General features: G+C 68.2%; 18 protein-coding genes. All 18 read left to right on the top strand.

The window, feature by feature from the left end:
• The first annotated feature begins 154 nt into the window (after window positions 1-154).
• Window positions 155-646, top strand: a complete 492-nt coding sequence (gene rimP / locus RN729_RS10585; protein WP_310784587.1) for a ribosome maturation factor RimP — start codon at window positions 155-157, stop codon at window positions 644-646.
• A 9-nt stretch (window positions 647-655) separates the two neighbouring features.
• Window positions 656-2,113: a transcription termination factor NusA gene (nusA, locus tag RN729_RS10580; protein ID WP_310784585.1), complete on the top strand. Its 1,458-nt coding sequence runs from the start codon at window positions 656-658 to the stop codon at window positions 2,111-2,113.
• A 376-nt stretch (window positions 2,114-2,489) separates the two neighbouring features.
• Window positions 2,490-5,207 carry a translation initiation factor IF-2 gene (infB, locus tag RN729_RS10575; RefSeq protein ID WP_310784583.1) on the top strand — a complete coding sequence of 906 codons (2,718 nt, stop codon included), beginning with the start codon at window positions 2,490-2,492 and terminating at the stop codon, window positions 5,205-5,207.
• A 16-nt stretch (window positions 5,208-5,223) separates the two neighbouring features.
• A complete protein-coding gene (locus RN729_RS10570) occupies window positions 5,224-5,508 on the top strand; it encodes a DUF503 domain-containing protein (RefSeq protein WP_310784581.1) in 285 nt (94 codons plus the stop codon).
• Between the two features lie 28 nt (window positions 5,509-5,536).
• Window positions 5,537-5,893, top strand: a complete 357-nt coding sequence (gene rbfA / locus RN729_RS10565; protein ID WP_310784579.1) for a 30S ribosome-binding factor RbfA — start codon at window positions 5,537-5,539, stop codon at window positions 5,891-5,893.
• Window positions 5,883-6,797 (top strand): tRNA pseudouridine(55) synthase TruB, encoded by a 915-nt coding sequence (truB, locus tag RN729_RS10560; protein ID WP_310784577.1) that lies wholly within the window; start codon window positions 5,883-5,885, stop codon window positions 6,795-6,797. Before rbfA ends, truB begins: the two co-directional genes overlap by 11 nt.
• The gene (gene ribF, locus RN729_RS10555; RefSeq protein ID WP_310784575.1) at window positions 6,794-7,714 is read left to right on the top strand and encodes a riboflavin biosynthesis protein RibF; all 921 of its coding nucleotides are present in this window, start codon (window positions 6,794-6,796) and stop codon (window positions 7,712-7,714) included. The genes truB and ribF overlap by 4 nt, the downstream gene beginning before the upstream one ends.
• Window positions 7,711-8,832 (top strand): 6-bladed beta-propeller, encoded by a 1,122-nt coding sequence (locus RN729_RS10550; protein ID WP_310784573.1) that lies wholly within the window; start codon window positions 7,711-7,713, stop codon window positions 8,830-8,832. The genes ribF and RN729_RS10550 overlap by 4 nt, the downstream gene beginning before the upstream one ends.
• A 142-nt stretch (window positions 8,833-8,974) precedes the next feature.
• Window positions 8,975-9,238 (top strand): 30S ribosomal protein S15, encoded by a 264-nt coding sequence (gene rpsO, locus RN729_RS10545; protein WP_310784571.1) that lies wholly within the window; start codon window positions 8,975-8,977, stop codon window positions 9,236-9,238.
• A gap of 221 nt (window positions 9,239-9,459) precedes the next feature.
• On the top strand, window positions 9,460-11,550 hold the full coding sequence (locus RN729_RS10540) for a polyribonucleotide nucleotidyltransferase (RefSeq protein WP_310784569.1): 2,091 nt from the start codon (window positions 9,460-9,462) through the stop codon (window positions 11,548-11,550).
• A gap of 125 nt (window positions 11,551-11,675) precedes the next feature.
• Window positions 11,676-12,872 carry a pitrilysin family protein gene (locus RN729_RS10535; protein WP_310784567.1) on the top strand — a complete coding sequence of 399 codons (1,197 nt, stop codon included), beginning with the start codon at window positions 11,676-11,678 and terminating at the stop codon, window positions 12,870-12,872.
• The gene (gene ald / locus RN729_RS10530; RefSeq protein ID WP_310784565.1) at window positions 12,869-13,984 is read left to right on the top strand and encodes an alanine dehydrogenase; all 1,116 of its coding nucleotides are present in this window, start codon (window positions 12,869-12,871) and stop codon (window positions 13,982-13,984) included. Before RN729_RS10535 ends, ald begins: the two co-directional genes overlap by 4 nt.
• A 242-nt stretch (window positions 13,985-14,226) precedes the next feature.
• On the top strand, window positions 14,227-15,261 hold the full coding sequence (locus RN729_RS10525; protein ID WP_310784563.1) for a rod shape-determining protein: 1,035 nt from the start codon (window positions 14,227-14,229) through the stop codon (window positions 15,259-15,261).
• Between the two features lie 27 nt (window positions 15,262-15,288).
• On the top strand, window positions 15,289-16,203 hold the full coding sequence (locus tag RN729_RS10520) for a rod shape-determining protein MreC (RefSeq protein ID WP_310784561.1): 915 nt from the start codon (window positions 15,289-15,291) through the stop codon (window positions 16,201-16,203).
• The gene (gene mreD, locus RN729_RS10515) at window positions 16,200-16,661 is read left to right on the top strand and encodes a rod shape-determining protein MreD (protein ID WP_310784560.1); all 462 of its coding nucleotides are present in this window, start codon (window positions 16,200-16,202) and stop codon (window positions 16,659-16,661) included. Before RN729_RS10520 ends, mreD begins: the two co-directional genes overlap by 4 nt.
• A gap of 10 nt (window positions 16,662-16,671) precedes the next feature.
• Complete coding sequence (gene mrdA / locus RN729_RS10510) at window positions 16,672-18,510, top strand: penicillin-binding protein 2 (RefSeq protein ID WP_310784558.1); 1,839 nt, start codon at window positions 16,672-16,674, stop codon at window positions 18,508-18,510.
• On the top strand, window positions 18,507-19,721 hold the full coding sequence (rodA, locus tag RN729_RS10505; protein WP_310784556.1) for a rod shape-determining protein RodA: 1,215 nt from the start codon (window positions 18,507-18,509) through the stop codon (window positions 19,719-19,721). Before mrdA ends, rodA begins: the two co-directional genes overlap by 4 nt.
• Window positions 19,722-20,350, top strand: a 629-nt coding sequence (locus RN729_RS10500; protein WP_310784554.1) for an acetyl-CoA carboxylase carboxyltransferase subunit beta, incomplete at its 3' end; no start/stop codon positions are given.

Below are 20,350 nucleotides of genomic sequence, written 5' to 3'. Positions count from 1 at the left end.
TGCCGCCGGTCGGCCCCCGCCGTATGTTCCGGGTCGCATGTCCACATACGTCCGCGCGGGCCGGCGGGCGATTGCGTTACTCGAAGTGGGGAAGCTGTACGGGCCCCACTTTTTTTTGCAGTAGGGCGAACCGGATTCGCCGAAAGGGTCGGTCATGCTGGACTCGGCGGACATCGAACGCGCCGTCGAAGCCCTCGGCTTCGAGGTCGTGCAGATGGAGCGGGGCGGAGGCCGTCGCCGGCCGTTGCTCAGGCTCCGGATCGATCGGCCGGGTCCGTCGTCCGCGCGGTCGGGCGTCACCGTCGACGATTGCGTCGCGGTGACGAGGGAACTGCGTGGCGCACTTGAAGATGGGGCGGCCGACGACTGGGTGCTCGAAGTGTCGTCGCCCGGAGTGGACCGGCCGCTGGTCAGGGCCGCGGACTACGACCGCTTCGCCGGGGCGCGGATCCGCGTCAGGGGTTACGGCCCCCTGGCCGATCGCGGCCGAAAACTGGAAGGGACGCTGCTCGGGACGGTGGACGGACTTCCCGGGACGTTCGCGCTGGAGATCGAAGGGGATCGTGTGGAGATCCCGCTGGAGCTCGTGGCCTCCGCCCGCCTGGTCTACGACTGGGACGCGGCTCGGGGCGTGGGTGGGAGATAGAGAGACGCAATGAGCGATCAGATCCCGATCGTTGAAGCATTCCGCATGATGGCGGCGAACAAGTCGCTGACGGAGCTGGAGTTGCATGATCTCATCCGCGAAGGGATCCATGCGGCGCTCGCCCGTCGTTTCGGCGGTCCGGTCGAAGCGGAAATCGACGTCACCGAGGAGGGCGACATCTCGATCGTCGTCCTCAAGGAAGTCGTCGAGGAAGTCGAGGATCCGGCCCGGGAAGTGACGCTCGAGCAGGCCCGCTGGGATGACCCCGATTTCCAGGTGGGCGACCTCATGGAGATCCCCGTCGACTTCAGGGATTTCGGGCGCAGCGCGGTCATGGCCGCGAAGCAGAGGATCATCCAGCGCATCCGCGAGGGGGAACGCGACCGGATCCGCATGGAATTCAACGACCGGGTGGGAGACCTCGTTTCCGGCGAAGTGCAGGCGAGCGAGCGCGGAAAACTCGTCGTCATGCTGAACCGGTCCCGTGAGGCCGAGGCGATCATCCCGTGGCGGGAACAGAACCCGCGGGAACGCTTCCGCCAGGGCGAGCCGATCCGCGCCGTGTTGAAGCTGCTGGAGGAGACGCCGCGCGGCCCGCGGCTCATCCTGTCGCGGGCGGATCCCCAGTTCGTCGCTTCGTTGTTCGCGCTCGAAGTGCCGGAGATCTACCAGAATATCGTTGACATCAAGGAGATCGTCCGTGAAGCGGGCGGACGCACCAAGGTGGCCGTCGCATCCCGCGATGAGTCGGTCGACCCGGTCGGGGCCTGCGTCGGTCTCAAAGGGTCGCGCGTGCAGGCGGTCGTGTCGGAGTTGAGCGGGGAACGCATCGACATCGTGCCGTGGCACCCGGACCCTGAGATCTTCGCGCGCCGAGCCCTGGCTCCGGCCCGGGTCGCCAAGGTGATCTCGGATCAGGAGCGGCACGTCATTACGGCGATCGTGGACGAGGACCAGCTGTCGCTGGCGATCGGACGGAACGGGCAGAACGTGCGGTTGGCGTCACAGCTCATCGGTTGGCAGATCGATCTGTATTCCAGCCGTGACTGGATGGAGCGCGGCGGAGAGGCCGGCCTGTTCGGAGGCGACGACGAGTACGAAATGTCCGACTTCCCGCTCTCCGAGCTCGAGGGGATCGCCCCGGCGACGCTCGCGGCGCTCGAGGCGGCCGGGGTCAGCAGCTTTTACGGACTCCTCGACATGGATCGAAGCGATTTCCTTCAGGTCCCGGGGATCGGGCCCGATGAGGCGGACACACTGGAATCGCTCATCGACGAACTCACCGTCGTGGACGAGGCGCAGGCCGAGGTCGCCGCGGCTGCGAAGACGGCTGTCGAGGCGTCCGCGGAGGCGGAGGCGCCGGATGCACCCTCGGAGGCGGCGGTACCGGACGCGCCTGCGGAGGCGGCATCCGCGGAAGCGGCCGACGCGATGAGCGCGGCGGCCTCGGGCGAGGGGACCTCCTGAAGCGCGGCGGAGGTCGGGCTCGGGCCGGGGGTACGCTGAGCCTGCTCGGGATCGCGACGCGCGCGGGCCGGGTCGCTCTCGGAACGCGGGCCGTGGATATCGCGGCGCGCAGGGGAAGGCTCGCCCTGCTCGTGGTTGCGGGCGACGCATCGAGGCATGCGCTGGGCCGCCTGACTCCACAGGCGCGGCGGGCGTCGCGTGTAACGGTCGCGAGCCGCAGAGCGCTCGGACGGGCGCTCGGACGGAACGACGTAGCTGTGGTCGGCGTCACGGATTCGGCGCTGGCGCAGCGGATTCTCGAAGGGGAGCGCGCGCCCTCGCGGCGTGACGAGAGCTCCGGGTCGCAAGGAGATCCGGAAGGGCAGGTGCCTGGACAATGAAGCGTGTCTTCGAGGTCGCAGAGGAACTGAGACTCGATACGAGTCACCTCATCCAGTTGCTGCGTGAGATGGATGTGCCCGTGCGAAGCCACATGTCGAGCGTGGACTCCGCGAGTGTGGCGCGTCTCCATGCGCGGCTCGAGCGCGAGCGGCGGGGTGAGGCCGTTACCGGTACCGCGGCTCCCGTGCGGCGACGCCGTCGCCGGCGGAGGGCCGCTCCCGCGTCGCTCACGACCGCGACCACGGAGATCGAGGCTGAAGAAGAGGTCCAGCCGCCCCCCGAGATTGCGGAAGAGGAGGCTGCTGCGGCCACCGATGTGCCGGAAATCGAATCTCCGGCGGAGGCCGAGACCGCGGTCGGGACCGAGATCGGGCCCGAGCCCGATGTTGTGACCGAGACGCCGCAGCCTGAGCCCGAAGTCGAGCCTGAAGCCGAAATCGCTCGGGAGCTCGCCGATGAACCCGAGGCGCCGGCTCCGGAGGCGGACGAGCCGGCGGCGGCCGAAGCGCCCGTCGAGACGGCGGAGTCGGCGGAGACGGAAATCGCCGAACCCGAAGCGGAACCGGCGGAGACGGAAGCGGCAGCGGAGGAGCCGGACGCTCCGGCGCGCCCCGCGCGTCGGCCGAAGCCGGTCCGCCGTGACATGCCGTCGCCCGCGGCTCCCTCCGCGCCCTCCGGCCCAAGAGCTTCGGCGGGTCCCGGCGGCAAGGTGCGAATCTCGGCCGAAGGCTACACCGTCGACGGTCGCAAGAAATCGCGCGGCGGAGACGGGAAGAAGCGGCGGCGCGTGGATCGAAACGCCGTCCAGCAGAATTTCCGCAAGACGCTCGCCGCGATGGGGCAGTCCTCGCCGCGGAAGCGGCGGCGCGAAACGCAGCAACAGCAGCGCGAGGCGGAGCGCGAGCAGCGCGAACTCGAACAGCGCACGGAGAAGGCGACGGTTCGGGTCAACGAGTTCCTCACCGTGTCCGAACTCGCCGACCTGATCGAGGTCCCGCCGCAGGCCATCATCACTTCGGCGTTCAAGAACCTCGGCCTCATGGTGACGATCAATCAGCGGCTCGACTTCGGCCAGATCGAACTGATCTGCGAAGAGGCCGGCTTCACGGCGATCCGGGAGGAGGGCTTCGAGGCGGACCTCGCGAGCGACGACGAAGACGTGCCCGAGGACGAGAGCCAGTTGGTGTCCCGGCCGCCGATCGTGACCGTGATGGGCCACGTCGACCATGGAAAGACCTCGCTGCTCGACCGTATCCGGAGCACGAACGTGATCGCGGGAGAGGCGGGAGGCATCACCCAGCACATCGGCGCGTACCACGTGGTCCTCGCCGGGGGCCGGACGATCACCTTCCTCGACACGCCAGGCCACGAGGCGTTCACGGCGATGCGGGCGCGCGGCGCGGAAGTCACGGACATCGTGATCCTCGTGGTGGCTGCCGACGACTCCGTGATGCCTCAGACGATCGAAGCGATCAGCCACGCCCGGAACGCGTCGGTGCCGATCGTCGTCGCGGTGAACAAGGTCGACCTCCCGTCGGCGGACGTCGATCGCGTCAAGCGGGAACTCCTGGCGCGCGAAGTCGTCCTCGAGGACTTCGGCGGCGAGATCCTCGGCGCGGAGGTCTCGGCGAAGACGGGCGAAGGGCTGGACGACCTTCTGGAGAAGGTCCTTCTGCAGGCGGAGATCCTCGAGCTGAAGGCGAACCCGGAGAGAGAGGCCCGCGGGACCGTCGTCGAGGCGCAGCTCGACCGCGGCATGGGTCCGGTTGCGACCGTGCTCGTGGAGCGGGGGACGCTGGAGGTCGGCGCCGACTTCGTCTGCGGACTCTACGGCGGGCGTGTCCGCGCGCTCCTCGATGAGCGGGGCCGAAAAGTCACGAGCGCCGGCCCGGGGATCCCCGTGCGGGTGCTCGGGATGGAGGGCGTACCGCAGGCTGGGGATTCGCTCGTCGCCCTTTCCGCGGCGAGAGTTCGCGAGATCGTCTCGCGGCGCCAGCAACTCGAGCGGGAGAAGGACATCCGCCGCCGGGCGACCGGGACGCGGCTCGAGGATGTCTTCGCCGCGGTCAAGGCGGGCAAGGGCGCGCGCCTGAACGTCGTCATCAAGGGCGATACGGATGGGTCGGTCCAGGCGCTCTCCGACAGCCTCGAGCGGCTGTCCACCGACGAGGTTTCGGTCGAGGTCATCCACCGGGCGGTCGGCGGCATCAACGAGTCCGACATTCTTCTGGCCTCGACTTCGGAGGCGATCATCGTCGGCTTCCACGTCCGGCCCGACGCCGGAGCGGTGGTCGCCGCGGAACGGGAGTCGATCGAGATCCGGATCTATAACGTGATCTACGAAGCAGTCGAGGAGATCCGTCTCGCGCTCGAAGGCCTGCTCGCGCCCGAGCAGCGCGAGATCACGGTCGGCATGGCCGAGATCCGTGAGCTCTTCCGCGTCCCGAAGGCGGGGACGATCGCCGGCTGCTACGTCCAGTCCGGCACGATGCGCCGCAACCTTCCGATCCGCCTCCTGCGCGACCAGATCCAGATCTACCAGGGTCGGATCGACAGCCTGCGGCGGTTCAAGGAGGATGTGCGCGAGGTGAAGGACGGGTACGAGTGCGGCATCTCGATCGAGAACTACAACGACATCAAGGTCGGCGATGTGATCGAGTGCTACGAGGTGGTGGAGGTCGCGCGCACCCTCTCCGGAGCACCGGCGGGCTGACCTTCCGCGGGGCGTTATGGCCGTCATCGGGGTGCGCCGCTGGGTATTTCACCTCCCGGGCTGCCGGTCGCTCAAGGCGAAGCGTTCGGTGATCCGCGGTCTGCGTGAGCGCACGATCCTGAAGTTCCGGGTTTCCGCCGCCGAGACCGGGCTTCGCGACCGGGCCTCGATGGCCGAGATCACGGCCTGCGTCGTATCGGGCGAACGTCGGCACGCCGAGTCCGTTCTCGGACGCGTCGACCTTTTTCTGAGGTCCGACCCGCGGGCGCACGTCGTCGAGTCCGAGACAGAGTTCCTGTGAAGGCCGGCTGCCCGGCGCGGGGGAGCGCGTGACCCATCGTCACCGGAGCGAACGGCTGGGCGAACTGTTCCGGCGAGAACTCACGCGCCTCCTTCTCGGGTCGCTCAAGGACCCGCGTCTCGACGGCGTGGTCGTGACCGATGTGCGGGCGACGAAGGATCTCTCTTTCGCCACCGTCTACATTCGCTCCGACGAGGACGTATCGGAAGGCATCGAGGGTCTGGAACACGCGGTGGGGTTCATACGACGGGAACTCGGCCGGTCGCTCCGGTTGCGGAAGATCCCCGAATTTCGCTTCCTGCCCGACGAAACGCCCGAGCACGCGAGCCGGATCGAGGAACTGCTGCGCCAGGCTCGCGGGGACGAGGGATCGCGTGACGAATGAAGCCGGTCTGCTCCTCGTCGACAAGCCGGCGGGAGCTACCTCACACGACATCGTCCTTCGGGTCCGCCGGAGGCTGGGCGTGCGCCGGGTCGGCCACACCGGGACGCTCGACCCCTTCGCGACGGGGCTCCTCCTGTCGCTCGTCGGATCCTTCACTCGACTCGCCGATCTCTACCACGAACTCCCGAAGTCCTACGATGCGACGATGGCGCTCGGGCGGGAGACGGACACGGACGATCTCACGGGAAAAACCGTATCGGAAGACGCCGCCTGGCAGGAGCTGGATGCGGAGGCGATCCTGGCTTCCCTGGCGGCTCGCGAGGGCGTCGGACGACAGGTGCCCTCGGCCTACTCCGCGCGCCGTGCGGGTGGTGAGCGCGCCTACGCGGTGGCCCGCCGCGGGGAGCGTCCCCGGCTCGAAGCACGCGAGGTGACGGTCCACGAGATCGCGGTGACGGAGATCGATCTGCCCCGGGTTCGCTTCCGCGCGAGCGTGTCCACCGGCACCTACGTGCGTGCGCTGGCCCGCGACATCGGGAGAGATCTCGGGCCGGGGGCGCACCTGACGGAGTTGCGCCGCACCGCGATCGGCCCCTTCGGGGTGGGCGAGGCGACCTCTCCCAATGCGGCGGCGGAAGCCGTGGCCGCGGCGTCCACGGCCTGGCGCTCCGGGATGGCCGCGCTGCCGTGGCTGTGGCGGCGCGAATTGAACGGCGGAGAGCGGGACGAGGTCCGGCACGGACGATCGGTCGAGCGCGGAGAGGTGCTGCCCCCGCCGGGGAGCGCGCGCAACTCGGGAGAGGGCACCGCGAACCCGGTCGCGCTGTACGCCTCCGACGACCTCCTGGCCATCGCCGAGGAGCGCGGCGGTCGCCTCCATCCGAAGAAGGTGTTCCCCGCGTGAGCGGGCTCCCTCCGTACGTTCGGGGCACCGTCGTCTCCGTGGGGACCTTCGACGGGGTCCATCTCGGACACCAGGCGATCCTGAGCGACGTTCGGAGGCGCGCACGCGCACGAAATGGTCATGCCGTGCTCCTCACGTTCGACCCGCACCCATTGAGCATCGTGCGTCCCGAAGTCGCCCCTGCCCTCCTCACGCTACCGGACGAGAAGAAGGACATTCTCGCCCAGCTCGGCCTCGACTACGCCGCCTTCATCTCCTTCACGCGCGAGTTCTCCCGTTACTCTCCCGAAGCGTTCGTGGAGGACCTCATCGTGCCGCGGTTTCGCCCGGCGGAGATCGTGATCGGGTACGACCACGGGTTCGGGCGCGGGCGCGCCGGGGACGTCTCCGTGCTCGAGCGGCTGGGTAGAGTCCACGGGTTCGAGGTCTCCGTCGTCGGAGGCGTCGAGGCGGGCGGATCCCCCGCCTCATCCACCCGGGTTCGGGAGGCGGTGTCGGCGGGCGACATGGAGGGCGCGGCCGCGGGCCTCGGTCGTCCGTATTCGTTCCGCGGCACCGTGATCCGGGGGTTGGGACGGGGCAGGACGCTCGGTTTTCCGACCGCCAATCTCACGCATCCCCCTCCCGACAAACTCCTTCCTGCCGAGGGCATCTACACGGTGCGCGCCACGCTCGGCTCCGGAGTCGCCGATGGACTGCTGCACCTCGGCGCCCGGCCGACCTTTGCGGGCTCTCCACCGGCCATCGAACTCTTTCTCATCGATTTCGAGCGTGACATCTACGGAGAGTGCGTGATCGTCGACGTCCTACACCGGCTGCGCGAGGTGCGGACCTTCGCGTCGGGAGACGATCTCGCCGCGCAGATGCGCCGGGACCTCGCGGACGGCCTCGAGTACTTCAGGAGGCGGCGGTCATGAGGCGGACGCCGATGGTTCGACCGGGAAACCCGTGGCGCCTGGCGCTCGCGGCCTGCGCGGCCATGCCGTCGCCGACGCTTGCCCAGTCGCTCATCCCGATGGTCGAAGGTCCGGGGGCATGTGCCGTTGAACTCCGCGAAGTCCTTCGACTCGGCGGACCCGGCGATCCGGGAACGATCGGCAGCCGTCCGGAAATCACGCGCACAGCGGCGGGCGAATACATCGTGGCGAGCGTCGAGAACCGCGGACAACTGCTTGTGTTCGACGAGGAGGGTGGGTTCCGCGATCGTTTCGGCCGGGGAGGCGATGGTCCGGGCGAATTCCGCGTGCCCGGCCGGATCCGTGTCGGGCCGGACGGAAGCCTGTGGGTTCTGGACCTCGTCAACCGCCGCATCACGCAGGTGTCCCAGGAGGGGGGACTGCTCGAAACGACGGATATCCGAAGCCTTCACGGGCTCGATTTCGTGGCCCTCGCAGCCGGGGAACGTCACGCCATCTCGGGGTTCGGCCAGATCGACGATCGACTGAGTGCGACGACGGAAATCGTCGGCAGCGATGGAGTCCGACTTGCGAGCCTCGGTGCCGTGCCCGTCGCGTCGTGGGTCGTGAACTTCTTTCGCGCCCCCATCGCCCTGGACGGGCAGGGCAGGGTGTGGACGACCCGGGCCGGGGAATACGGGTTCGAGGCGTGGGATCCGGAAGGCGGGAGCGAGCCGGTCATACGTCTGGGCGGGGACCCGCAGTGGTTCGACCCCGGACCGCCGCAGCCCGGGGCGCCCGTGACGGCGCCGGCCCCCTCCATCGTCATCAGTCTTCGTGTCGACCGCGGCCTGCTGTGGGCGGGCACCTGGGTCGCCGACGAGAACCGGGAGGCGAACGCCGCCGCCGCGCCGTCGCCGCTCGACCTCGACCGGCTCCTCGACACCATCCTGGATGTGATCGATCCCGCGAGCGGTGCACTCATCGCGCGTACCCGGCGTGATGAGGCGCTCAGGGGCTCGGGAGATGATCAGCTCCTGTTCGGTGTGCGGGAAGAAGGCGGGATCGCCCGCGCCGTGATCTTCGAGCCCGCCCTCGCCGGTCCCGATTGCCCGGTGACGAACCCGTCCGGCAGGTGAGCGCACGAGCTTACCTTTACAGAGACGCGTGTAGATTCTAGTTTTATGGACTGTATGTGAAGCGGCACGGCGGAGCACCGCCATCTTGCCGGTCGCTCCGCGGGCTAAAGCGGAGCGGCGGATCGAGGGATAATAGAGAGACGTGGAAAAGACAAAGAAGCAGGAAATCATAGAAGGGTTCTCGCGGCGCGAGAACGACCAGGGGTCGGCTCCGGTGCAGATCGCACTGCTCACGGCTCGCATCGAGGAGTTGACCGGGCATTTCCGGGATCATCCGAAGGATCATCACAGCCGTCGCGGACTACTGAAGATGGTAGGCCGGCGCCGTCGATTGCTGAATTACCTCCGCCGGACGGATCTCGACCGCTACCGAGCGGTCATCGAGGAGCTCGGGCTACGCCATTGAGGCGCCGGCCCGCTCCGCAGACTTCCGCCTCCGCTTCCGCCGGCCCGCATCGTCGGGCCCCCGCTTTCCTTCCCTCGTACCGCGCCGGATCCCCCCAGCCGGGGTGCTGAATCGAAGAAGCCAGAGTCGAAAAGAAACCATGAACGTCCGGTCCGATGAGAGGCCGGCGCGGCGCGCGGAATCCCGCGGCGCCACACTCGAAAGAAGAAGAGAAGAACAGAATGACACACCGAATCGAAACTGAATTCCACGGACGGCCCCTGATCCTGGAGACGGGCAGAATGGCCCGGCAGGCCGATGGCGCCGTCTATGTGCAGTACGGGGAGACCGCAGTGCTCGTCACCGCCACGGCGGACCGCAAGCCGACGCATCTCCCCTTCTTCCCCCTCACGGTCGAGTACCGCGAGAAGACTTACGCCGCGGGCAAGTTCCCCGGCGGGTTCATCAAGCGGGAAACCCGGCCCGGCGAGAAGGAAACGATCTCGGCACGGCAGATCGACCGGCCGCTCAGGCCGCTCTTCCCGGAGGATTACCGGAACGACACGCAGGTCGTCTGTTTCATCATCTCGGCCGACCAGGAGAACGACGCCGATGTCATCGGCATGCTGGGCGCCTCGACCGCGCTCCTCCTGTCTCCGATCCCGTGGGGCGGGCCCATCGCCGGCGTCCGCGTCGCGCGCCGCGACGGCGACTGGCTCGTCAACCCGACCTTCGACGACCTCGAGATGTGCGACCTGGAGATCGTGGTCGCCGGATCCGAGGACTCGATCGTGATGGTCGAGGGCGCCTGCCTCGAAGCCACCGAGGACGAATTCCTCGAGGCGATGCAGGTGGGGCAGAAGGCGATCGTCGAGCTGATCGGGCTTCAGCGCGAGCTGGTTCGGATGGCCGGAGCCCCGGACACGTTCGAGTACGAGCCCGTCGGACCCGATCCGGAGGTCGTGAGCAAGGTCACGGAGCAGGCGGCCGGACAGGTCGGGGATGCGCTGAGGATCGCGGACAAGGAAGAGCGCGGGCGCGTCCTGTCGGCGCTGCGCCAGGCTCTCACCGAGCGGCTCGAGGCGGACCACCCCGACTGCTCCGGCGATGTCGGCGCAGCCCTGCGCAAGCTGGAGAAGGGGATCATGCGCCGCCGCATTCTCGAAGACGGCGAACGGATCGACGGTCGCGGCATGAACGACGTCCGCGACATCACCTGCGACGTCGGCCTCCTGCCGCGAACGCACGGTTCGGCGCTCTTCACGCGCGGCCAGACGCAGGCGCTTGCAGTGACGACGCTCGGAACGGTGAGGGACGAGCAGCGGATCGATTCCGTCGATGTGCGCGAAGAGACGTCGAAGTCCTTCATGCTCCACTACAACTTCCCCGGCTTTTCCACCGGCGAAGTGCGGATGTTCCGGGGCACGAGCCGCCGCGAGACGGGCCACGGCATGCTCGCCGAGCGCGCGCTCCAGGCCCTGCTTCCGGCGTACGAGGACTTTCCGTACACGATCAGGGTCGTCTCCGATATCCTGGAGTCGAACGGGTCGAGTTCGATGGCTTCGGTCTGCGGCGGATCGCTCTCCCTCATGGACGCCGGCGTTCCGATGCGGGCTCCGTGCGCGGGGATCGCGATGGGGCTCGTCAAGGAGGGTGACAAGGTCGAGGTGCTGACCGACATCCTCGGCGTGGAGGATGCCCTCGGCGACATGGACTTCAAGATCGCCGGCACCCAGCGCGGGATCACGGCCGTCCAGATGGACATCAAGGCCGACGGGCTCTCCGTCGACACGCTGCGGGAGGCGTTGGCCCGGGCGCGCGAAGCCCGGCTGCGGATCCTCGAGGCGATGAACGAGACGCTCGAGGCGGCCCGCGAAGAGATGTCGCCGCACGCGCCGCGGATCGTCACCCTGCAGATCAACCCGCAGAAGATCGGCGAGGTCATCGGGCCGAAGGGGAAGACGATCCGGATGATCCAGGAGGAGACGGGGACCGAGGTCAACATCGACGACTCGGGCACGGTCACCATCGCGGCGCCCTCGGGCGCGGGTGCGCAGCATGCGCGCGAGATGGTGGAGGGCATCGTTCAGGAGCCGGAGGTCGGGCGGGTCTACCGAGGCGTCGTAAAGAACACCACGGACTTCGGCGCCTTCGTCGAGATCATCCCCGGTGTCGAGGGTCTGTGCCACATCTCGGAACTCGAGGAGGGTCGCACCGCCAAAACGGAGGATGTGGTGAGCCCCGGCGACGAGGTGAAGGTGAAGCTGCTCGCCGTGGATGACCGCGGCCGTCTCAAGCTCTCCCGGCGCGCGGCCCTCGCCCCCGCCGAGTAGGCCTGACCACGTCACGTCCCGGCCCGCCTGCGCGCGGGCCGGCTCGGGAACTGCGACTGCTCGCCGGCACGGGAGGGCGGCTCGACCGGGAGGTGTACCGAACCTGTCTCCCGGATGGCCCTGTCGTGCTCAGCGAGCGCATGGATTCCGTGCGCTCCGTCGCCATCGGCCTCTGGGTGCGACAGGGTCGCGTTCACGAGGGGGCCGCGCACGGCGGCGTGTCCCATCTGCTGGAGCACATGGTCTTCAAGGGGACGCGCCGGCGGTCCGCGCGCGATCTTGCCTGGGAGCTGGAACGCCTCGGCGGCGCGCTCGACGCCTATACGACCCACGAGTTCACCGCATTCCAGGCGCGCGTGCCCGCGGGGGCTCTCCATGCCGCGCTCGACGTGCTGTGCGATCTCTGCTTCTTTCCACGGCTCTCGGAACGGGACCTGGACGTGGAGCGGGAGGTCGTGCTGGAAGAGATCGCCTCCGCGGCGGAGGTGCCTGAGGACATCGCCTTCGAGGCGCACGCGCGCTCTCTCTATGGCGGACATCCGTATGGCGAACCGATCCTCGGCACCCGCGAGTCGGTGGGGGGACTCACCGTGTCCGCGGTGGCCGAGGTGCACGAACGCGCGTACCGGCCGGGGAACGTCGTCGTGGCGGCGGCGGGAGCGGTGGAGCACGAGGATCTCGTGGAGGGACTCGCCCGCTGGGTCCCCGACCGCGCCGCCGCCCCCGGACCGCCCGACCCGCCGTCGCCGGTCGGCGAATCGGGCTTCCGGCGCATGCGGCGCGAGGGCGGCCGACAGACGCACATCGTGACGGGAGGACTCTCGGTGCCGTACCGCGATCCTCTTCGCTACGCCATCCATGTGACGGCGACCGCTCTCGGCGGCGGAATGAGTTCGCGGCTCTTCCAGAGAATCCGGGAAACGCGCGGCCTCGCCTACGCCGTGTACAGCTTCCACGGCTTCCACGAGCAGGCGGGCCACGTCGGCGCCTACGTCGGGACCCGGCCCGAGACCGCGAAGGATGCGCGCGAGGCGCTGGATGAGGAACTGGCCCTTCTCGCGCGGGAGGGATTGACGCGTCAGGAGCTGGACGACACCCGCAGTCAGCTGAAGGGACAGGTCCTGATCTCGCTCGAATCGCCGGCAAGCCGAATGAACCGGCTTGCCGGGGTTGCCCTGTACGGCCACGAGTATCGCACCCTGGACGAGGTGGCGGCGAGAATCGACGCGGTGGACCGTGCGCAATGTCTCGAGGCCGCCGCATATTTTTCACCCGAACGGCTCGCGACGCTCGAGTTGGCGCCTGGGAGGGAGCGAAGATGATTGTTGGCGTACCAAAGGAGATAAAGACGGACGAAAACCGCGTCGCCCTCGTTCCGGCCGGCGCGACCGCCCTCGTCGCGGCCGGCCACGAGGTGTGCGTCGAACGTGACGCGGGGCTGCGCAGCGGCTTTCCGGACGACATGTACGTCGCCGCGGGGGCGCAGGTGCTGGGGACGGCGGACGAGGTATGGAACCGGGCCGAACTCGTCGTGAAGGTCAAGGAGCCCATCGAATCCGAATACGACCGGATGCGGGTCGGCCAGGTCATCTTCACCTACTTCCACTTCGCGGCGGACGAACGCCTTACGCACCGTACGCTGGAGAGCGGCTGCGTCGCGATCGCCTACGAGACGGTCCAGCTTCCGACCGGCGAACTCCCCCTTCTCACGCCGATGTCCGAGGTGGCGGGGCGCATGGCGATCCAGCAGGCAGCCAAGAACCTGGAGCGGATCGCGGGCGGGTACGGGATCCTTCTCGGCGGCGTGCCGGGGGTCCTCCCGGCCGAAGTCGTCATCCTCGGAGGAGGCGTCGTCGGCGCGAACGCAGCGACGATCGCGGCGGGTTTCGGCGCCCACGTGACGGTTCTCGACGTCAATCTCCCGCGCCTCAGATACCTGGCGGAGGTCATGCCGGCCAACGTGGACACGCTGTACTCGAATCGCCACTCGATCCTGGAGCAGATCGAACGCGCGGATGTCGTGATCGGCGCCGTGCTCGTCCCGGGCGGAAAGGCGCCGAAGCTCGTGCGACACGACGACCTGCGGCGGATGAAGGACGGTTCCGTCATCGTCGACGTGGCCGTGGATCAGGGCGGCTGTGTCGAATCCGCCCGCCCGACGACCCACAACGACCCCATCTACACCGTCCACGGAGTCATCCATTACTGCGTGGCGAACATGCCGGGGGCCGTCCCGAGAACCTCCACTCTGGCCCTGACGAACGCGACGTTCCCCTACGTGCTGAACCTGGCGAATCGCGGGTGGAAGGCTGCATGCGACGAGGACCCGGACCTTGCCCTGGGAGTCAATATCGCGGGAGGGCGGGTCACGTACGAGGCGGTCGCGCAGGCGTTCGATCTCGAATACACGCCCCTCGAGGTGCCCGCCGCGTGAGTCCCGTCCGCCGGGGGGGCTTATCGGGCGAACCCCGCACCGCTCCCGGCGCCGGCGCCAGGTTGTGCCACGGGCCGCCTGAGGAGCCGCGCGGCGACTTTCCTGCATTCGAAAGTCCGTTTACATTTCGGCGTCCTTCACCCGGACTGGCTGTCTCCGGGAAGATTCGCCGCTTTGGAGGGGTCCCACCCGTGTCCTTCAGCCCACCGATCTTGCGCCGGCCCGGAAGGGCGGCCTTCTAGATGGCAACGTGGTCGCTGCGGGGTAACTTCCTGCCGATCAGCAAGATCGGAGTGGATCTGGGGACCGCGAACACCCTCGTTCACGTTGAAGGCGAGGGTATCGTCCTCAACGAACCGTCGGTCGTCGCGGTTCGAAAGGAAACCGGACGCATTGAAGGGATCGGCCTCGCGGCCAAGCGCATGCTCGGCCGCACGCCGAGCGGGATCGAAGCGGTCCGACCGCTGAAGGACGGCGTCATTGCCGACGTGGACATCACGGAAATGATGATCCGCTACTTCCTCAAGGAAGTGATAACCACGCGGTTCTTCAAGATTCGACCGCTCGTCGTGGTCGGCGTACCGTCCGGGATCACGGAACTCGAACGCCGGGCCGTCCGGTCCAGCGCGCACGCCGCCGGCGCCAAGGAAGTCTACATGGTGGCGGAACCGATGGCGGCGGCCGTCGGCGTCGGACTGCCGGTGGAGACGCCGACGGGCAACATGATCATCGATGTCGGCGGCGGGACGAGCGAAATCGCCGTGATCGCGCTTTCGGGATCGGTCGCGGACACGTCGATCCGGGTCGGCGGGGACGAACTGGACTCGACGATCGTCTCCTTCCTCCGCAAGAACTACAACCTCCTCATAGGCGAGCCGACGGCGGAAGCCGTGAAGATCCAGATCGGCTCGGCCTATCCCACGGACGACGACAAGGAGATGCTGGTCAAGGGGCGGGATCTCGTCTCCGGCATTCCGAAGACCGTGCGGATCCATTCGGCCGAAGTCCGCGAGTGTCTGCAGGAGCCGATCCAGCAGATCGTGGCGGCGGTGCGGCGGGCGCTGGAGATCACGCCGCCGGAACTCGCCTCCGATATCGTGGATCGGGGGGTCGTCATGACGGGGGGGGGCGCCCTCGTGCGGGGGCTGGATACGTTGCTGGGCGAGGAGACGGGACTCCCCATCCACGTCGATGCGGAACCGCTTACGTGTGTCGTTCGGGGTTGCGGGAAAATCCTCGAGGAATTTGGACGGTATCGTGGAGTTCTCACGAGTTGACGCCGAGCCCGTTCTGAATCGCCCCCTGTGAGTTACCAGGGCGTCCGGCCGCGGGGCCGCAAGCTGCTCGATGTGGTCTTCTTCTCCCTCGCCCTCAGCCTCAGCGGCATCGCCGCGGGTTTGTCCAGCGCACTCGAGAGCCAGGTGGAATCCGCAGTCCGCGCTACCGCTCTTTACCCGTTCCTTTTGCTCCATCGCCTCGCCGCCGAGCGGGGACAGATGGAGCGCCGCGTCGAGGGCCTGCTGGCGGAGCGGGACTCCCTCACGGAACTCCTGCTGCGCTACCGGGACCGGGCGGCGCCGGTCGGGGAAGAGTCTTCGGCGCAGGTTCTCGCGGCGCTTCCCGCGGGCTCGGTCGAGGCGGCGGTCGTCTACCCGGGACGCCCCAACGTCGGCAATCCGGACCTGTTCGTGTTGTCGGGACCTGATTTTCGAGGTCGCGAGTTTCCTGTCGCCGTCTTCACCGGGATCGGGCTGGTCGGCGTCGTCAGGGCCCCTCACGGCCGCGGGGGGCGGGGCGAGTTCTGGAGCCATCCCGACTTCCGGGTCAGCGTTCTGGCCGAAGGCGAAGGCGTAACGGGGCTCGTGCGGCCGGAGCGCGCGGACGGGGGGCAGCCGGTGCTCCTCCTCGAGGGGGCGCCCTTCCAGGCGGACATCCCGGCGGGGACCCTGCTCGTCACGACGGGGCTCTCCGGCGTCTATCCGCCGGGCGTGCCTGTCGGGCACATCCGCGAACCCGCGGAGGCGGAAGCGGGTTGGATGAAGCGCTATTTCGTGGAGCCCTCCGTGCGTCCGGAAGAGGTCAGGGACGTGTTCGTGTGGAATCGGCCGGCATTGCCGGCCAACGTCGAGGCGGACACGGCGTCTGCACTGACCGAGCTCGACTCTGCGCCGACGGAACCCGAGCCCGCGCCAACCGACACCGCTTCGGTCCGTCGATGAGTCCGGCCGGAAAGTGGTTTGTCGCCGCGCTCCTGCTGCTTCTGCACTTCGCCCTGCATCCGCTCTGGAGCCGCTGGCCGGTGGTGCCCGACCTCGTCGCCGGCGGCCTGATACTGGGCTCGTTGCAACTCCGATGGGGACGGGCCGCGGGTTTCGGGTGCGTGATCGGCCTCATGGAAGCATCGATCTCGCTGGGACCGATGGGCCTCACGATGTTACTCTTCTCGTTGACCGGGGCGCTCGTCGGCTGGGTGCGACACCTGATCTATTCGGACTCGGACAGGGTCACGCCGGTCTTCGTCTTCGTCGGGACGTGGCTCCTGCGGTCTGCGGTCGCGATCATCGTCGTCGGAGACTGGTCGGCAGGCGCCCTGCTCGTCGACAGTGTCGGATCGGCCGCGCTGACAACGGCGGGGTGCTGGGTCGCGGAAAGGCTGGTTTCGGCCGCCACGAGGTGAAGGGGAGGATGTGAAGGGGGACAACGAACACCGCTCGATCCGAAAACAGCGAGGCCGCTGGGCGGCGCGCGCGATCTTCTTCTGCCTTTCGATCGTCGCCGCCGGGTTCATCAATCTCCAGATCTTCAGCAGCGATCTGTACACGCTCCGTTCGAGCGAGAACCGGCTGCGGACCATCACGGTTCCGGCGCCGCGCGGGACCATCTACGACCGCCACGGACGGGCCATCGCGGACAACGTGCCCGGGTACGATGTGTCGATGCTGCCCGGTCCCCGCGATTCCATCTCCGCCGGACTCGATCGCCTCGCGGAGCGGCTGGAACTGTCGCCCGAGCGGCGCGCCGCGTTGCTGTCGCGCAATCGGGACCGTCCGGGCGAGGCGCTCGTCGTGCGCGAGAACGCGAACTTCGAGCAGGTCGCGTTCATCGAGGAGCGCCGACCCCGGTTTCGGCGCGTCGTGGTGGATCAGAGGCCGCACCGGCGCTATCCGGCGGGGCCCGCGGTCGCGCACATGATCGGTTACGTGGGGGAGATCAGTCAGGAAGAGCTGGCTCGAACCGAGTACGCCGGCTACGAATCCGGCCAGTCGGTCGGAAAGGCGGGGCTCGAGCAGCAGTACGAGCACAGGCTGGCCGGGCGTGACGGGATCCGCTACGCGGAAGTGAACGCCCTGGGTTCCGTCGTGCGGGATCTGGGGGTCGCGCAGGCGCAGCCTCCGGTGCCCGGAGATGACCTGCATCTCGGCATCGATCTCGACCTGCAGATGTACGCGGATTCGGTGTTTCCCGAAGGGATGCGGGGCGGCGTCGTGGCGCTGGACCCGGTCACCGGAGAGGTGCTCCTGCTCTACAGCCACCCCACCTTCGACCCCAACGCGTTCATCGGCGGCATCCCCCTGGACCTGTGGAACGCGCTTCGCGAACACCCGGACGAGCCACTGCTGGACCGGGTCTCCATGGCTTCCTACCCTCCGGGATCCACATGGAAGCTCGTCATGTCGACCATCGGGATGAAGACGGCCGACCTCGCGATCGAGACCTACCACGCCGACACATGCGATGGCGGGCTCTGGTATCACACCCGCTACTTCCGTTGCTGGCTGTCGAGGGGACACGGTCGCCTGAACCTCTCCGAAGCGATCAAGCACTCGTGCAACGTCTGGTTCTACCAGGCGGGGCAGCGGATCGGCCTCGACCCGCTCCTCGCGGGGGTGGGGGAGTTCGGTTTCGGGCGCACGACGGGGATCGACCTTCCTTCCGAAAGGTCGGGCCTCTTCCCCGACTCCCGACAGTGGTACGACGACCGGCTGGGGCGCGGCAGGTGGACCGAAGCCGTCGTGTGGAACCTCTCGATCGGGCAGGGAGAAAACGAGCAGACGCTGCTCGCCATGGCCCAGTTCTACGCGGCGCTGGCGACGGGGAGGGCGCCCGTCATACCCCACCTCGTACGGGATGAGATGCTCGCGCAGCAGCGCGCGGACTGGACGCTCGATCTCCCGGAGGTCCAGCGGCGCGAGCTCGTCGACGCGCTGGCGCGGGTCGTGAACGAGCCCGGCGGCACCGCGTACGGCAACCGCCTGGCCCGCTGGACCCTGGCCGGGAAGACCGGCACGGCCCAGAACCCGCACGGCGAGCCCCATTCCTGGTTCGTGGGGTTCGCACCGGCCTACGACCCGCGAATCGTCATCGCGGCGGTCGTGGAGCACGGGCACCCCGACGGGGCCCCGTCGCTCGCCGTGCCTCTCGCGGCCGGGATCGTGGACCGTCACCTCCAGACGCTCGGGCTGCCGCCGGAGGACTCGCCCGGCGTCCGTCCGGCGGAAGCGCTTCCGACGCGGGCGGGCGGATGATCGCCCGGCTGCGAATCCCGGGCGTGGGAGACCCGACGCTCCTCGCGCTGGTGCTGTTCATGACCGGACTCGGGATCGCGATGATCTACTCGGCCGGCCTCGTCGACGTGCCGTCGCTGGCCACCGGGATCTGGGTTCGCCAGCTCTACTGGTTCGGTGTGGCGATCGTCGCGCTCGCCGTGACCTCCCGCTTCTCGCTCCGTTTCCTCGAGTGGCTGGCGCCGTGGGCCTACGGGATCAGCGTACTCCTCCTCATCCTCGTGCTGTTCATCGGGACGGGTCCGAACGGGAGCTGGCTCGAACTCGGCCCCGGGCGGCTGCAGCCGGCGGAGGTCGCGAAACTGGGGACGATCCTCATGCTGGCGCGCGTGATGGGGGGGGCGCCGGGACCGTACGAGCGGCTGTTGGAACTTCTGAAGCCCGCCGTCATCACGCTCGTCCCGTTCGCGCTCGTGCTGCTGCAACCGGACCTCGGGAGTGCGATGATCTTCGGAGCGCTCCTGCTCGCCGCGCTGTACTGGAGCGGCATCCCGCTGTTCAAGATCTTCCTGCTCGCGTCGCCGGGACTCAGTCTCCTGCTCGGCTTCAACTGGATCGCGTGGGGTCTCGGGTTCCTCGTCGTCGCCGCCGGCCTGTACGTGCACCGCCTCTTCATCCTGGAGGCGGTGGGCGTGCTCCTCGCGAACGTCTTCACGGGCGCGCTCACGCTCCGCATATGGGATTCGCTCGCCGACTATCAGCGGAACCGGCTCCTCGTCTTCCTGGATCCGGATATCGATCCCCTCGGCGCCGGCTGGCACCTCATCCAGTCGAAGGTCGCGATCGGCTCCGGCGGATTCATCGGCGCCGGCTTCGCAAACGGCCCCCAGAAGCGGCTCGCCTTCCTCCCGGAGCAGCATACGGACTTCATCTTCTCCGTCGTGGGCGAGGAGTTCGGATTCATCGGCGTGACGCTGTTCCTGGTGCTCTTCGCCTTCCTCCTCTGGCGCGTGCTTCAGGTCGCAGCCTCGATGGACGACCGGTTCGGAAGCCTCATCGCATTCTGCCTCTTTGCGGTCCTTCTGACGCACATCGTGGTGAACCTGGGGATGGCGGTCGGCATGATGCCGGTGATCGGACTGCCCTTGCCGCTCCTGAGCTACGGGGGGAGCTTCCTGCTCGTGCTTTACGCGGGCTTCGGGATCGTACAGCGCGTGGCCTGGGAGGCCTGAGTGTCCTGGTTCAGCAAACCAAAGCGCAAGCTGGTCTCACAGAAGCGTGAGCTTCCGGGCGACGTGTGGGATCGGTGCGCGGGATGCGGCGAGATCCTCTACAGCGGACGGCTGGAGGAGAATCTCCACGTCTGTCCTCACTGCGGCCATCATTTTCGCATTACTGCGGAGTCCTACGAGGCGATGCTGCTCGACGGCGAAGGTCTCACCGAACTCCACGATGGGCACCTGCGCTCCGCCGACCCGCTCGGGTTCGTCGATTCCCGCAGCTATGCCGAACGCATCGTGCAGGCGGAGCAGCGAGGCGGCGACCAGGATGCCATTCGGACCGGGCGGGGTGAGATCGGGGGCAGGGAAGTCCACCTCGGGACCATGGATTTCCGCTTCATCGGCGGGTCGATGGGTTCGGTGGTGGGTGAGAAGATCCGTCGCCTCGCCGACCGATCCCTCGAGCGGCGAGTCCCGCTCATCATCATCTCCGCTTCGGGCGGAGCGCGGATGCAGGAAGGGATCCTCTCCCTCATGCAGATGGGAAAGACGGCGGCCGCGCTCGAGCAACTCGCGAGGGCCGGCATCCCCTACGTGAGCGTCCTCACGAACCCGACCACGGGCGGGGTGACGGCGTCGTA

Source organism: Candidatus Palauibacter polyketidifaciens, from assembly GCF_947581785.1.
GTDB lineage: Bacteria > Gemmatimonadota > Gemmatimonadetes > Palauibacterales > Palauibacteraceae > Palauibacter > Palauibacter polyketidifaciens.
Note: the sequence above shows the minus strand (reverse complement) of the source record. Positions and strands in the feature narration are given on the sequence as shown.

Coding starts and splice junctions, on each gene's coding strand:
- rimP (WP_310784587.1), top strand. CDS start 155: ATGCTGGACTCGGCGGACATCGAACGCGCCGTCGAAGCCCTCGGCTTC.
- nusA (WP_310784585.1), top strand. CDS start 656: ATGAGCGATCAGATCCCGATCGTTGAAGCATTCCGCATGATGGCGGCG.
- infB (WP_310784583.1), top strand. CDS start 2,490: ATGAAGCGTGTCTTCGAGGTCGCAGAGGAACTGAGACTCGATACGAGT.
- RN729_RS10570 (WP_310784581.1), top strand. CDS start 5,224: ATGGCCGTCATCGGGGTGCGCCGCTGGGTATTTCACCTCCCGGGCTGC.
- RN729_RS10550 (WP_310784573.1), top strand. CDS start 7,711: ATGAGGCGGACGCCGATGGTTCGACCGGGAAACCCGTGGCGCCTGGCG.
- RN729_RS10540 (WP_310784569.1), top strand. CDS start 9,460: ATGACACACCGAATCGAAACTGAATTCCACGGACGGCCCCTGATCCTG.
- ald (WP_310784565.1), top strand. CDS start 12,869: ATGATTGTTGGCGTACCAAAGGAGATAAAGACGGACGAAAACCGCGTC.
- RN729_RS10525 (WP_310784563.1), top strand. CDS start 14,227: ATGGCAACGTGGTCGCTGCGGGGTAACTTCCTGCCGATCAGCAAGATC.
- mreD (WP_310784560.1), top strand. CDS start 16,200: ATGAGTCCGGCCGGAAAGTGGTTTGTCGCCGCGCTCCTGCTGCTTCTG.
- rodA (WP_310784556.1), top strand. CDS start 18,507: ATGATCGCCCGGCTGCGAATCCCGGGCGTGGGAGACCCGACGCTCCTC.